Origin of the sequence: Hyphomicrobium sp., from assembly GCF_019753045.1 — a bacterium.
Lineage (GTDB): Bacteria > Pseudomonadota > Alphaproteobacteria > Rhizobiales > Hyphomicrobiaceae > Hyphomicrobium_B.
The window spans coordinates 207,107-221,421 of record NZ_JAIELN010000012.1; the positions used below are offsets into that span (position 1 = coordinate 207,107).

The following is a 14,315-nucleotide window of genomic DNA, read 5'->3' on the forward strand; positions in this document are numbered from 1 at the left end:
ATGCTTCATATCAACGATCTCACCTATCGCATCGAAGGCAAACCGATCCTGGCATCGGCGACGGCCGCCATTCCGTCGGGCCATAAGGTCGGGCTGGTCGGGCGCAACGGCGCGGGCAAGACGACGCTGCTTAGGCTGCTGAAAGGTGAGATCGCGCCTGACGACGGGTCGATTTCCATTCCGCGAAATGCCCGCCTCGGCCATGTCGCGCAGGAGGCTCCGGGCGGCGATGCGAGCCTCATCGATTGGGTGCTTTCCGCCGATACGGAACGGGCAAGCCTGCTGGCGGAAGCCGAGCACGCCACAGATCCCGAGCGCATCGCCGAAATCCAAATGCGGCTGACCGACATCGACGCGCACTCGGCGCCGTCTCGTGCGGCGCGCATTCTCTCCGGCCTCGGCTTCGACGAGGAAGCGCAGCGGCGTCCATGCCGGGAATTCTCGGGCGGCTGGCGCATGCGCGTGGCGCTCGGCGCGATATTGTTCATGAAGCCCGACATTCTGCTGCTCGACGAGCCGACGAACTACCTCGATCTCGAAGGCACGCTCTGGCTCGAAAACCATTTGAAGGGCTATCCGCACACCGTGCTGATCGTCAGCCACGATCGCGATCTCCTTAACCGCGCCGTGTCGACGATCATGCATCTCGATCGGGGCAAGCTGACGCTTTATTCCGGCGGCTACGATGATTTCGAGGAGACGCGCCGCGAAAAGCAGCGCCTCGAAATGAAGCTGAAGAAAAAGCAGGACGAGCAGCGCCGGCATTTGCAGGCCTTCATCGATCGCTTCAAGGCGAAGGCGACCAAGGCTGCTCAGGCGCAGAGCCGCGTCAAGGCGCTCGCGAAAATGCAGCCGATCGCTGCGCAAGTCGACGACCGGGTCGTGCCGTTCCACTTTCCCGATCCTCAGAAGATCATCGCGAGCCCGATCTTGCGCATCGAAAAAGCGAGCGCCGGCTATGAGGCGGAGCGGCCTATTCTTTCCGGTATCGACCTTCGCATCGACAACGATGATCGCATCGCGCTGCTTGGGCAGAACGGCAACGGCAAGTCGACGCTCGCGAAGCTGATTGCGTCGCGCCTCAAGCCGCTGTCCGGGAATGTGTTCGGCGCGCAGAAGGTCGAGGTCGGATATTTCGCGCAGCATCAGCTCGACGATTTGCTGCCGAATGCGACGCCTTACGACTACATGCTGAAGCTGATGCCGGACGCCACCGAGGCGCAACGGCGGACCAAGCTCGGCACGTTCGGCTTCAGCGCCGATAAGGCGGATACCGCGTGTGCGAAACTTTCGGGTGGCGAGAAGGCGCGACTGCTGCTGGCGCTCACTGCGTTCCATGGCCCGCATGTGCTGATCCTCGACGAGCCGACGAACCACCTCGACGTCGACAGCCGCGAAGCGCTGATCCACGCGCTGATGGAATACAACGGCGCCGTCATTCTGATCAGCCACGACCGGCATTTGATCGAAGCGACTGCGGATCGGCTCCTGCTCGTGCGCAACGGTGCCGTGTCCTCATATGACGGAGACATGGATACTTATCGTTCGCTGCTGCTCGAGGAGCGCGGCGCGCGGACTTCAGAGCGGCGCGACGAAGGTGGTGCGGACGGCCGTTCATCTCGCACCGACCAGCGCCGCGCGGCGGCCGAGAAGCGGGCCGAGCTCGCACCTTTGAAAAAGGCAATGGTCGCCGCCGAGAAGCAGGTCGATAAGCTCACGAAAGAAATTGCCGCTCTCGATGCGGTGCTCGGAGATATGGAAATTTACAGCGCCGATCCTCCGCGTGCGCAGGCTGCCGCATTGAAGCGCGGTCAGTTGGTCCGTGAGCTGCAGGCTGCGGAAGATGCCTGGCTCGCTGCAACAGAGGACTACGAAGGCGCATCCGCCGCAGTCGAAGCTTAGACGGCAAGTTCAGCGCCCCCGCGTCATCGCGGTTTGGGCGAATTCGCCGCGACTTTCCACATCTGGCCACATCTGGACGAAACGGGATTCGGAACCCATTTGAGTTTCTAGAAGTTCAGATGTCGCGCAGGTCCAGTGCCCCCGCGTTACTGCGCTAGTAGAGAACAGCCATGCAGCAAAAATTCGTCTATCACCCGCTCAATCGCACGAACCAGCCTCGCGCGCACGCCGCGAGCGCAAAGTTGGTGGTTTCTGAATACCTTGCTTATGTCGCGATGCTCTCGATTGCGGTCGTAATCGCGATCATCACGTTTGCTTATGCGGCCAACATCACCGTTCGTTGGCTCCATGCCGTCGCCGGTCCGAACTATTTCGCGACGACGACGCAGCCGGTCGCGCGATCAGGCGGGACAATTACGGCGCCGACAAAATTTGCGATGCTTCCAGCCACCGAGACAGCGGCCGTCAAGAACTGATCGGCGTTCGCGTTTTTAGTCTGACATCGCAGATCGATTAGGTCATCCTCAGCATAAGCCGAGGATGACATTTTTTTATCCGCTGATCTTCGAGAAGTCGGCGACGGTCAGCGTCGCGGCGCGGATTTCAGACAGGAGCCGCAAACGGTTCTCGCGCAATTTCGGATCGGCGACGTTGACGAGAATTTTGTCGAAGAACTGATCGACGGGCCCCCGCAATTCAGAAAGCGCGCGCATGGCACCTGCGAAATTCTCGACCTGAATCGCACCGACCGTATCCTGCTTCACCGCCTCGATAGCGGCTGCAAGCGCGACTTCCTCTTTCTCCGTCAGGAGCGAGAGGTCGTAGGGACCGGCGTGGGATTTCTTGTCCTTCTTCTCCTCGATGGCGAGGATGTTCGCAGCACGCTTGACGCCGGCGAGCAGGTTTGCGCCGTCGTCCGATTTCAGGAATGCGTCGAGCGCTTCGACGCGGCGGACGATCAGCGCAAGATCGTCCTGGCCGCCGAGCGCGAACACCGCGTCGATGAGATCGTGGCGCTTGCCTTGTTCGCGGAGGAAGACCTTCAGACGATCGGCGAAGAAGGCGAGAAGGTCATCGGCTAATCCTGAGGCGGATTTTACAGTGATCTTCTGTAGAGCAAGGCCCTGTTTTATGTGCTTGCCGAGCGGAACGCGCAGATCATTCTCCAGCACGATGCGGATGACGCCGAGCGCGGCGCGGCGGAGCTGATAAGGGTCGCCCGATCCTGTCGGCTTTTCATCGATGGCCCAGAAGCCGACGAGGGTATCGAGCTTATCGGCGAGCGCGACGGCAACGGCGACGGCGACGGCGTCGCCCTGGTCTTCGCGCGGCACGATGTCGGTCGGGCCCTTCGGCTTGTAGTGCAGTTCGATGGCTCGGGCGATTTCCGGCTTGGTGCCGACGTGCTCCGCGTAGTAGCGGCCCATCAGACCTTGAAGCTCTGGGAATTCGCCGACCATTTCGGACACGAGATCCGCCTTGCAGAGACCAGCAGCGCGGCGTGCGTCCTGCGGATCGGCGTCGCACGCTCCTGCGAGCTCGAATGCCAACTCTTCGATGCGATCGACGCGATCCTTCTGGCTTCCGAGCTTTTCGTGGAAGGTGATGCCCGCGAGCTTGCCCGCCATTTCGCCGAGTGGGTGCTTCAGATCCTGGTCCCAGAAGAACTTGGCGTCCGAGAGACGCGCGCGGATGACCTTCTCGTTACCCGAGACAATCTGCGCGCCGCCGTCTGTCGCGACGAGGTTCGACACGAGCAGGAATTTGTTGGCGAGCTTCTTCGACTTCGGATCGCGCAGCGAGAAGCACTTCTGATGCGTCTTCATCGACGTCATCAGGACTTCGCCCGGCACTTCCAGGAAGGATTTGTCGAATGCGCCCATCAGCACGACCGGCCATTCCGTGAGACCCGCGTTCTCGGCCAGCAGCGCCTCGTCCGCGACGAGTTCGAGCTTTGCTTCTTTGGCGAGCGCATGCGCCTGATCGGAGATCGTGGCTGCGCGCTTCGCGGCATCGAGCACCACGTGATGCGCGAAGAGCTTCTCTTCGTATTCGTCGAAGTTCTTGACCTTGAACGGTCCCGGTCCGAGGAAGCGATGGCCGCGTGTTTCGTTGCCTGTGGGCAGGCCTGCGATTTCGAACGGCACGACCTTGCCGCCGAGCAAGCAGAGCACGGACTGCAAGGGGCGCACCCACTGGAAGGGCGACGACCCCCAGCGCATCGATTTCGGCCACGGGAATTTGTTTGCGACGTCCATCACCGTCTCAGCGATGATCTCGGGCGCAGGGCGGCCGGGCTTCTCAATTTTGGCGACGTAATAGTCGCCCTTCTTCGCGTCCTTGACGATCGTCGCGTCGCCGATCGACGCGAGGCCTGCGGACTTCAGGAAGCCTTGCACAGCCTGATCCGGAGCGCCGACGCGCGGACCCTTCTTTTCTTCCGAGATGGCGGGAGAGCCTTGGGGAACATTCTCGATGACGAGCGCCAACCGCCGCGGCGTTGAAAAACTACGCGCTTCGCCGACGTCGAGACCGCGCGCTTTGAGGCCGTCGATAACGAGGCGCTTCAAATCCTCCGCTGCGCGCGATTGCATGCGCGCCGGAATCTCCTCCGACAAGAGCTCAAGTAGAAGTTCAGACATGCAAGATCGATCTCGGTGAAAATGGCTCTCGTCCCGTCATACAGGAAAGAGCGGGGCGAGGGGGAGAGATGCAGGCCGCATTTAGCGGCCCCTCACCAGAGGCCTCTCCCCATTGCGTGACGCAACGGGGAGAGTAAGCCGTTAAGGATTGGTCTTCTCCGGCGCCGGAGTTTCCGGAGCTGGAGCCGGTGTGCTTTCGGGTGCCGGTGCCGCCGCCGGAGCTGCTGGCGCAGGAGCTGCCGGGGCAGGCTCAGCTGCGGGCGCGGGCGGCGGTGTTTCCGCCTTCATGGCCGCACCTTCGTCTGCAGTCGGCTTGTGTGCCGGCAGGATGCCCGCAGGAAGCGCCGCTCTGACCTTATGGCCGATGTCTCGCGTCGCGCCGGTCGTCTGGAGGTAACCGGTGCCGACGGCGACGAGAGCTACGAAAAACGCCAAGATCCAGGGCATTCGCCGCAGGATGAAGAAGCCGATAACGAGTAGCGGCACGGCAGTCGCAATTATGCCGAGGGTCGTGTCATTCATGCGCGTCCTCCTCCTTCTGTCTTTAGCCACGCGGCGCAACAGGCTTTCGCCATGTCCCGGACGCGCAGGATGTAGCTCTGACGCTCTGTGACCGAAATCACTCCCCTAGCGTCGAGCAAGTTAAAGATGTGGCTCGCTTTGATGCATTGATCGTAGGCGGGAAGCGCGAGCAAGTGCTCCTCGCCACCGTTCGCCCCGGCCTCGAGCAATGCTTTGCACTCGGCCTCAGCGTCTTTGAAATGGCGAAGCAGCACCTCGGTGTCGGCGTGCTCGAAGTTGAAACGGGAGTACTCGCGCTCGGCCTGCAGGAAGACGTCGCCGTACGTCAGGCGCTTGTCATCGTCGCGGCCGTTGAAATTGAGATCGTAGACGCGATCCACGCCCTGAACGTACATGGCGAGCCGCTCAAGACCGTAGGTGATCTCGCCAGCGACCGGATTGCAGTCGAAGCCGCCGACCTGCTGGAAGTAGGTGAATTGCGATACTTCCATGCCGTTGCACCAGACCTCCCAACCGAGACCCCAGGCGCCGAGCGTCGGGCTTTCCCAGTCGTCTTCGACGAAGCGAACATCGTTCAGCGCGGTATCGATGCCGATGGCCTCGAGACTCGCGAGATAGAGCTCCTGGATATTCGCCGGAGACGGCTTCATGATGACCTGGAACTGGTAGTAGTGCTGCAGCCGGTTCGGGTTTTCCCCGTAGCGGCCGTCTTTCGGACGGCGCGAGGGCTGCACGTAGGCGGCGGACCAGGATTTCGGGCCGAGCGCGCGTAATGTCGTTGCCGGATGAAAGGTGCCCGCCCCCACCTCCATGTCGTAGGGCTGGAGGATGACGCAGCCCTGGGCGCTCCAGAAGCTCTGCAACGTCAAAATGAGGTCCTGAAAGGCTTCTTTGGGGCGCAACGCTTGGAGCCGTGCGGCCCTGGTGGAAACCGTCGTTTGGGGCATTGTCTTTTGCTCGTTCGGGCTTAATTCGCGGGCAATATACGCGTTAACGGCACCTTGTCACGCTCGGAGAAGCGGTAATGGGGCTTTCATGCACCGCGCGCAAGCACGGCTTCAGCCCGCAGCGACTTGGCTTTGGATGATAGTAATTCTCAGTCTTTTGATTGTGCGCGCGGCCGGTAAACGCCTGCGGCTTCGTCCCATTCGAGATTTCCGAGGTCGCGCACGTGCGCTGCCGCACGCCGCATGGCCTGGTCAGCCTTCCGGGTGCCGGACTGGGCATTGCGCGCCAAGGCGGACAGGAGCCGGTAGCCGGCAAACCCTGCTAATCCTACGACCGCTAGAAACATGACTGGGGGCATTACGAGGCCCTCCGTGACGCCTTAGATGCCAAAGCGCGACCAGAGCGATCGCTCCTCCACAGCCGACACCAGATCGTCGGCAAAAGCAAGACCGTTGCCCAGGCCCGAAGCACCGGGCGCACGGCGCAGGCGCGAAAGGAGCCCCGCCCTTTCAGGCTCGACGACCTTCAGCTTCACCTTGTCGCCGAACAGCATCTGCATCTTGGTGCGAACGTCGGTAATTCCATCGATAAGGCCGAAGTCGACGGCTTTCGATGCAGACCAGAATGCGCCCGAGAAAAGCTCTGCGTCCGGCGCTTTCAGCTTGCCGAGGCGGCGTTCCTTGACGAGGCCGATGAAGACGTCGTGCACATCCTGTTGGATGGCTTTGAGGCGCGAGATGTCGTCGGCATTTTCAGGCAGAAACGGGTCGAGCTGGTTCTTTTCGGTACCCGCCGTATAGACGCGCCGCTCGATGCCGAGCCGCTGCAGTAAATCGACGAAGCCGAAGCTGCGCGAGACGACGCCGATCGAACCGATGATGGAGGACGGATCGCCGTATATTTCATCGCCTGCGATCGCGAGAAAATAGCCGCCGGATGCGGCCACGTCCTCGCAGAAGACATAGACGCGCTTCTCCTTCTCCGCCGCCAATTGACGAAGGCGATTGAAGATGAGGTTGGATTGTACAGGCGAGCCGCCCGGCGAATTGATGACGACCGCAACAGCCGGAAGCTTCGAAAGCGAAAATGCCTTTTCGATCGCCCCCGCATAGGCCGCAAGCGACAGACCCGGACGCAACGGCGTTGCCATTCCGATCGGACCGCTGAAACGTAAAACGGGAACGACGGGCTGACGGGAGAACGGCCACATGAAGCTTCACTCCTGCGAGCAACTTGCTCTGACGTTGCGTTAAGGGTGGGAGTTGCATGATCTAGTGCAACCGCAGGCGGCTTGCCAGAGGCGATCAGCCGCCGAATCTTGCCGGAAGTGCGGCGCCATGCCTGAAGACAGCCTCGATCTCCGGCAGGAAAGCCTGCTCGGGACCATGCAGAATGAGGGCGGGCTTGATCGACATCGGCGCACGGCTACCCTTAATTCCGCTGACGATCACTCGAATTGCCGGTGCACCGGCGCGCGCATAAATCGGCAGGACGTTAATGCCGCCGAAACGCCCTTCGAAAACAGATAAAATTTGGGGCAACGCCTCGGCCTTATGAATCATCGCGACGCGTCCGCCCGGAAGCGCCATGCGGTTCATAAAGCGCGCCCATGTATCGAGCGCATCGGGCGCCATCTGATGCGCAGCAGCCTTCAGCGGGCTCGGCGCGGCCGTGCTTCGGCCTTCCTCGTGATAAGGGGGATTGGCGAGCACGATCGGAAACGTCTCTGAAGCTATCCCTGAGCGAAAAAGCGCATCTGACGAGCGCGCGATATCGGCCTCGACAACCGAAACGCGCATTTCCAAACCGTTGCGCTCGACGTTATGGCGAGCAAGGACGGCGAGATCGGGTTCGCGCTCGACGAGCAGAACTCGCGCATTCGGACAGCGCGCCGCGACGCAAAGTCCGACGACCCCCACACCTGATCCGACATCGAGTACCGGTCCTTTGCCGGCGGTCTCGGGGTCAATCCATGCGGCGAGCAGCACGGCATCGGTTCCTGCCCGGTAACCATTCCGCGGCTGGCGCACCATCAAGGCGTCGCCGAGGAACAGGTCTTCGCTGGCCGTCTCAATTATGGATAGGTCAGGCTCACTTACTTTCATTTCCGACCACCCATTCGCCCAGTCCGGCCGCCTTCAGATATTCGGCTGCCTTGGCCCATACTTCATCGGGAACGACAAGACGTCGCGGGAAAGCACCGATTGACCCTTCCATAAGACTAATATTTCGATCAAATACCACCGCCTCAATGCCCTGATCTTTTAGCAGTGCTTCGGTGTAGCTAATAAGTACGGGGTCATTCGTCACAATCAACTCGCGCATGGCCAATCCTAAACTACCAATCAGATCTGGCCGGCGAGGGTTGGGTGACGGCCTAAAGGCAAATACTTATATTAGCATGGTGTAAAAATTGGGGGCCAACTTGGGTCGCGTGATTCCACTCGAAGACGTTCGTGAGACAGGTCAGAAGCTGCAACCGCTTCTCGATCTCGTATCCGATGATCTCGAGGCCATAAACCGGATCATTCTCGACAAGGCAGTGTCCGACGTCGACATGATACCCGAGCTCGCTCACCACCTCATCGATAGCGGCGGGAAACGCCTGAGGCCCATGCTGGCGCTGGCTTCAGCGAAGTTGTGCGGGTATGGCGGAAACGGCCACATCCGCACCGCATCGGCCGTGGAGTTCATGCATACGGCGACGCTGCTTCACGACGACGTCGTCGATGAGAGCGCGACGCGGCGGGGCCGTAAAACGGCGCGCATGATATGGGGCAACCAGGCGAGCGTTCTCGTCGGCGATTTTCTTCTTGGCCAAGCGTTCAAGATGTTCGTCGACGTCGGATCGCTGACCGTTCTTCGCATCATGTCCAACGCAGCCGCGACAATCGCGGAAGGCGAAGTCATGCAGCTTGCGGCCGCGAAGAACACATCGACGACCGAAGACGATTATCTCTCGATCATCAATTCCAAAACGGCAGCGCTCTTTTCAGCTGCGGCCGAGTCGGGTGCGGCGCTTGCCCAGCGGCCGACGGAGGAGCAGGCTGCCCTTCGGTCCTACGGAAAGAATCTCGGCCTTGCGTTCCAGCTGGTGGACGACGCACTCGACTATGCCGGCGACAGCAGCCGCCTTGGCAAGTCGGTCGGCGACGATTTCCGCGAAGGCAAAATCACGTTGCCGGTCATTCTTTCGTTCCGGCGCGGCTCGAACGATGAGCGCCAGTTCTGGAACCGGACCATCGCCGATGGCGAGATTGCGGACGGCGACCTCGAACACGCTGTCAGCCTCATGCGCAAGCACAAGGCCATCGAAGCGACGTTCGAGCGGGCACGTTCCTATGGCGCAATCGCGCGCGATGCGCTCGCGATTTTCCCGGCGAGCCGGGAGAAGGATGCGCTGGAGCAGGTCATCGGCTTCTGCATCAGCCGCACTCACTGAGACACGCTGAGCAGCTCGATCGAGAACGGATCAGATAAGGCGGGTCGCTGCTACCCACCACTGGGGCCAGCTGGCTTTGAGCACGCGCACGCCGTGCGACGCCGCTTGCTGGGTATCGAAGAGGGCGAAGCAGGTCGGTCCCGCGCCTGAGAGCTGGGCTAGTCGGCATCGCGGCAGCTTCGCGAGTTCCGAGAGCATCACCCCTATTTGTGGGAAAAGCTCGCGTGCGGGCGCTTCAAGCGAATTCCCGCGCGTTGCGGCGTATCGGATAAGCTCGCCGATGGACGACAGGACCGGCGGCCGTTCGCTCGTGGCATCGGCTGGCAACGGCTGAGCGCGGAGGCGACGAAAGACTTCCGCTGTTTTGTTGTCCGGCACTTCGATGAGCGGATTGGCGAGGATCGCAAAGATCTCTCCCGGCAGGCCGACGTCGACAATAGTCTCGCCGATGCCCGTCATCATCGCGCTGCGACTGCGCAGGCAGACCGGAACGTCGGCGCCGAGGGTGCGCGCGATCACGTGCAAATCGAGCGCGGCGATTTCCGGATGAGCTGCACTCTGAAGCCTAAGTGCTGCTGCCGCATCTGCCGATCCACCGCCGATGCCGGCGGCGACGGGCAGATTTTTTTCCAGCGTCAAGCCGCCGAGAATGACATTGGGAAGAATGCGCGTGAGCGTCTCGACGGTGGCGTCGACGAGATTGGCGTGGCCGAGAGCGCTTGCGAATGGCCCTTCGACTTTCGTCAAGGCGGGCGTATCGCTGGTCAGCGTCAGACGGTCGCCTGCGTCGGCCGCGAATGCGACGAGGCTTCGAAGCTCGTGGTAGCCATCGCTACGCCGGCCGAGAATTTCGAGCGTCAGGTTGATCTTGGCGGGAGCGAATTCCGGCTTCAGGGGCATGAGATCTCAGCAGCATGAAAACGGGCGCCAATGGCGCCCGTGATTTGTTGATCCAGCTTTGCGGCGATTTACTCCACGGCCCGGCCTTGCGGCGATCCGGCCTTGTTTTCGCTGCGCCGGCGCGATGCCTCGTCCCTTTGAACCTGCCGGGTCTTCTCGGCGTTCTTGGCTTCGCCCTTCGCATCGAGACCGCGCTCGATCTTCGCCTTGATCTTGTCGACGTCTTGCGGCTCGGGATCGAGCGACAGCGCTTGGTTCCACTGGAAGCGGGCCTCGCGTTCGCGACCGACTTTCCAGAAAGCGTCGCCCAAGTGATCGTTCAGCGTCGGGTCTTCGGGCTTGATCTCGACGGCACGTTCCAGGAAGCGCACCGCCTCCTTGAAGTTACCCTGCTTGTAGTGCGCCCATCCGAGACTATCGACGATGTAGCCGTCATCGGGCTTCAGCTGCACGGCCTTCTCGATCAGGCGCGTTCCTTCCTTGAGGTTCTTGCCCTGATCGACCCAGGAGTAGCCGAGATAATTCAAAACCAGCGGCTGATCGGGAGCGAGCGCAAGTGCGCGCTTCAGGTCCGCTTCGGCTGCGGGCCAGTTCTTCAGCCGCTCATAAGAGGTGCCGCGCGCATAGTAGTAACCCCAATTGCGCGGGTCGTTTTTATTCAGAACAGCAAGGGCCTTCGTGAAGTACGTGACGGCGCCTGCGTAATCCTTGCGGGCTCTCATAATGTTGCCGAGCGCCTCGAGCGGGCGGACATCCTTCGGGTCCGCTTCGATAAGCTTGGTCAGGATCGCTTTCGCTTCGTCGGGCTTATCGAGAGAATTGAGGTCGAAGGCCTTGCGAATGTCGATCGCGCTTTGCAGAGGCGTCCCCTGCGGGATCTTGTCGTACGTCGCGATGGCGTCGTCGTAGCGCTTCACGGCTTCAAGAGCGTTGGCAAGCGCTGCAAGCGCGAAGGCGTGATCGGGCTTGGCATCGAGAGCGAGCTGCAAATAGATCGTTCCGAGGCTGACGCCACCTTCTCCGGCAAGCGCCTCGCCGAGCCCATAAAATACTTCCGCCAAACCGTCCGTCGGGTTGGAGATCAAGAGCGGCGGCTTCTCTTTGCGATTGATGATGTCGAGCATCTCTTTCGCGAGCGGATGTGCGTCGCCTTGGGTTTTCGCGAGCTGCTCCTTCATCACCTGACGCGCAGTCTTGAAGTCACCGTAGTGGGCCGCAGACTGAGCGTAGGCAAGCGAGGTCCGCAGCGTGCGGCTGTCCTGCTTGAAGACTTTTTCGTAGGACGCGCGCGCATCTGCCTTGCGGCCAGCGAGATCGGTAATCAGCGCGCGGTGATAGCGCAGGTAGAACTGCGCCCAGTCAGGCTGCTTCGGAAGATCAAGAGCCTTCACCGCTCCATCGGCGTCTCCCGCTGCAAGGCGCGTCCAGCCGACCGCGATGGCGCTCGTCAGCTCGCCGATGGGATTTTCGGAGGCGGCGGTGAAATGCTTTTCGGCTTTCGCGTAATCGCCTGCCTTGTACGCGGTCACGCCCAAGAGAAACTGGGACATCCGATGCGACTGGCGGGTTGCTGCCAGCTGCTCGGCGAGAGGAATAGCTTTCGGCCAGTTGCCCGACATCGTCTCCATCTGGAAGGCCTGCTCGAGCAGCACTTCATTCGATGGATCGCGTTCGAGGGCTTTGCCGTAAAAATCGGCGGCTTCTTTCGTGTCCTGTGCGGCCCGGGCAAAGCGCCCCGCCAAATAGTTCCCGAGTACAGACGTCGATATCTCGTCTTGACCCGGGTCTTGGTCTTGAGAGCGGGCCGGAGCCTCGCTGAAAAACCCGGCGATCGTCATCGCAATCGCACCAAGGCCTACACTCAGCACACGCCCGAGGGGTCCCCGCATCGACATTTTTCCTTTGCTGCCGGAAGCCAATTCGATTCCTGCGGATCCGAACCTAGCAAAGTTATCGCGCGGTTGGCGACACGCTTCGCGTGAAAAATGGGAAAGGATCCGAAATTGCTAACTGTTATGGACATTGCAAACGCGCAACAAAGAAAATTGGCAACCTGCCGCACCCGTTATGTTGCTGAAAGCACTGGGGGGACAACGTCCCCCCAGGTGTTTGATCGTCACATTCCGGCGTAATTGGGCCCGCCGCCGCCTTCCGGGCAGGTCCAATTAATATTTTGGCTCGGATCTTTGATATCGCAGGTTTTGCAGTGTACGCAGTTTTGGGCGTTGATCTGAAATTTCGGCTGGCCCAACTCATCGTTTACGATTTCGTATACGCTCGCTGGGCAGTAACGCTGCGCCGGCTCGGCGTACTCGGGCAAATTGATCGCAATCGGGACAGACGGATCAAGCAACTTCAAATGTACCGGCTGATCCTCCTCGTGATTGGTTGCCGAGAAGGATACGTTCGTCAGACGGTCGAACGTCAGCTTTCCGTCGGGCTTCGGGTACGCGATCGGCTTGTAATCCGCCGCTAGCCCGGTCGCTGCGGCATCCGTCTTGCCGTGCTTCAGGGTGAAGCCGAGGCCGACACCGGAAATGATGGTGTTGAGCCAAAGATCGGCGCCGCCGAGCGGGACGCCGATGTACGTGCCGAAACGCGACCAGAGCGGCTTCATATTCCGCACTTTCTTCAGGTCACGTGCGATGTCACCTGTGCGTACCGCTTTTTCGTAGTCGTCGAGCTTGTCGTGCGAGCGCCCTGCGGCGAGGGCATTCAGGACCGAGTCCGCGGCCGCGATGCCGGACAGCATGGCGTTATGGCTGCCCTTGATGCGCGGCAAATTCACCATGCCTGCTGCACACCCGAGCAGTGCTCCGCCGGGGAACACGAGATCCGGCATCGACTGCCAGCCGCCTTCGGTGATGGCGCGTGCGCCGTAGCCGATGCGCTTGCCACCTTCGAAAACATCACGGATGGCTGGATGAGTTTTGAAGCGCTGGAATTCCTCGTACGGAGAGAGATAGGGGTTGGCGTAATTCAGGTGCACGACGAAGCCGACGGAAACGAGATTGTCTCCGTAGTGATAGAGGAATGAGCCGCCGCCGGTCCGACTGTCGAGCGGCCAGCCGAACGTGTGCTGCACATATCCGGGGCGATGCTTCTCGGGCGCGATCTGCCAAAGCTCTTTAAGACCGATGCCGTACTTCTGCGGCTCGTGGCCCTTCGCCAGTTCGAAACGGCTTATCAAACCCTTCGAGAGCGAACCGCGGGCGCCTTCTGCGACCAAAGTGTACTTGGCGCGCAGTTCCATGCCGCGAACGAAATTATCCGTCGGCTTGCCGTCGCGGCCAACACCCATGTCGCCCGTCGCGATGCCCACGACAGCGCCCTTCTCGTCGTACAGAACTTCGCTCGCGGCGAAGCCCGGATAGATTTCGACACCGAGTTCGGCTGCCTGCTCGCCGAGCCATTTGCAGACCGCGCCGAGGCTGACGATGTAGTTGCCGTGGTTCTTGATCATGGGCGGCATCGGCCAACTCGGCAGGCGAAGGTCGCCTTCCGGCCCGAGCACAAGAAACACGTCCTCGGTCACGGGCGTCTCGATCGGAGCGCCGCGTTCCTTCCAATCCGGGAAGAGGCGGTTGATGCCGATGGGATCGATGACGGCGCCCGAAAGGATGTGCGCGCCGACTTCGGAGCCCTTTTCGACGACGACGACAGAGATATCGGTGCCGGTCTCTGCGGCCTTCTGCTTCAAACGTATGGCTGCCGACAGACCCGCGGGCCCAGCGCCGACGATCAAAACATCGAAGTCCATTGCCTCACGCGGCGGCAGATCGGCCTCGTCAGCGGACATAGTCACCTCGATTTGCTTGCTGAAAAACCATTAACCCTCGATTAGGTCCCGACACAGAAGGCGTCAAGCCAACCGGTACCGGCTGCCCGACATGGCAGCTGCGCGGCTCAACATGCCAGCGGCGCGCCACTCCACATGCCAGCGGCGCGCCGCCGCGTGC

Annotated in this window: 13 protein-coding genes; 3 read left to right on the forward strand and 10 right to left on the reverse strand. The window is 61.0% G+C overall.

The features are described from left to right. Entirely contained in the window at positions 1–1,902 is a 1,902-nt protein-coding gene (locus tag K2Q04_RS15065; RefSeq protein ID WP_291165414.1) for an ABC-F family ATP-binding cassette domain-containing protein, read from the forward strand. 170 nt (positions 1,903–2,072) lie between these two features. Beyond that, on the forward strand, positions 2,073–2,378 hold the full coding sequence (locus K2Q04_RS15070; protein ID WP_291165416.1) for a hypothetical protein: 306 nt from the start codon (positions 2,073–2,075) through the stop codon (positions 2,376–2,378). A 75-nt stretch (positions 2,379–2,453) separates the two neighbouring features. Here K2Q04_RS15070 and glyS read toward each other — a convergent pair whose 3' ends face one another. The 7 genes from glyS to K2Q04_RS15105 form a co-directional block, all read right to left on the reverse strand. After that, positions 2,454–4,544 (reverse strand): glycine--tRNA ligase subunit beta, encoded by a 2,091-nt coding sequence (glyS, locus tag K2Q04_RS15075; protein WP_291165417.1) that lies wholly within the window; start codon positions 4,542–4,544, stop codon positions 2,454–2,456. Between the two features lie 141 nt (positions 4,545–4,685). Continuing rightward, positions 4,686–5,066, reverse strand: coding sequence for a hypothetical protein (locus tag K2Q04_RS15080; protein ID WP_291165418.1), 381 nt, complete (start codon positions 5,064–5,066; stop codon positions 4,686–4,688). Beyond that, on the reverse strand, positions 5,063–6,013 hold the full coding sequence (locus K2Q04_RS15085; RefSeq protein WP_291165420.1) for a glycine--tRNA ligase subunit alpha: 951 nt from the start codon (positions 6,011–6,013) through the stop codon (positions 5,063–5,065). Before K2Q04_RS15085 ends, K2Q04_RS15080 begins: the two co-directional genes overlap by 4 nt. Positions 6,014–6,162: 149 nt before the next feature. Then, complete coding sequence (locus K2Q04_RS15090; protein ID WP_092868399.1) at positions 6,163–6,372, reverse strand: hypothetical protein; 210 nt, start codon at positions 6,370–6,372, stop codon at positions 6,163–6,165. Positions 6,373–6,393: 21 nt separating this feature from the next. Continuing rightward, positions 6,394–7,224, reverse strand: coding sequence for a S49 family peptidase (locus tag K2Q04_RS15095; protein WP_291165422.1), 831 nt, complete (start codon positions 7,222–7,224; stop codon positions 6,394–6,396). A gap of 94 nt (positions 7,225–7,318) precedes the next feature. Further along, entirely contained in the window at positions 7,319–8,119 is an 801-nt protein-coding gene (locus tag K2Q04_RS15100) for a methyltransferase (protein ID WP_291165423.1), read from the reverse strand. After that, the gene (locus tag K2Q04_RS15105) at positions 8,106–8,339 is read right to left on the reverse strand and encodes a DUF2007 domain-containing protein (protein ID WP_291165425.1); all 234 of its coding nucleotides are present in this window, start codon (positions 8,337–8,339) and stop codon (positions 8,106–8,108) included. Before K2Q04_RS15105 ends, K2Q04_RS15100 begins: the two co-directional genes overlap by 14 nt. A 100-nt stretch (positions 8,340–8,439) precedes the next feature. Between K2Q04_RS15105 and K2Q04_RS15110 the strand changes: the two genes are divergently transcribed. Then, positions 8,440–9,456 carry a polyprenyl synthetase family protein gene (locus tag K2Q04_RS15110; protein ID WP_291165426.1) on the forward strand — a complete coding sequence of 339 codons (1,017 nt, stop codon included), beginning with the start codon at positions 8,440–8,442 and terminating at the stop codon, positions 9,454–9,456. Positions 9,457–9,486: 30 nt separating this feature from the next. Here the strand turns inward: K2Q04_RS15110 and K2Q04_RS15115 are convergent, their stop codons facing one another. The 3 genes from K2Q04_RS15115 to K2Q04_RS15125 form a co-directional block, all read right to left on the reverse strand. Beyond that, the gene (locus K2Q04_RS15115) at positions 9,487–10,356 is read right to left on the reverse strand and encodes a 4-(cytidine 5'-diphospho)-2-C-methyl-D-erythritol kinase (RefSeq protein ID WP_291165428.1); all 870 of its coding nucleotides are present in this window, start codon (positions 10,354–10,356) and stop codon (positions 9,487–9,489) included. Positions 10,357–10,424: 68 nt separating this feature from the next. Then, the gene (locus K2Q04_RS15120; RefSeq protein WP_291165430.1) at positions 10,425–12,245 is read right to left on the reverse strand and encodes a tetratricopeptide repeat protein; all 1,821 of its coding nucleotides are present in this window, start codon (positions 12,243–12,245) and stop codon (positions 10,425–10,427) included. A gap of 227 nt (positions 12,246–12,472) precedes the next feature. Further along, positions 12,473–14,155 carry an electron transfer flavoprotein-ubiquinone oxidoreductase gene (locus K2Q04_RS15125; protein ID WP_291165432.1) on the reverse strand — a complete coding sequence of 561 codons (1,683 nt, stop codon included), beginning with the start codon at positions 14,153–14,155 and terminating at the stop codon, positions 12,473–12,475. Positions 14,156–14,315: the final 160 nt, after the last annotated feature.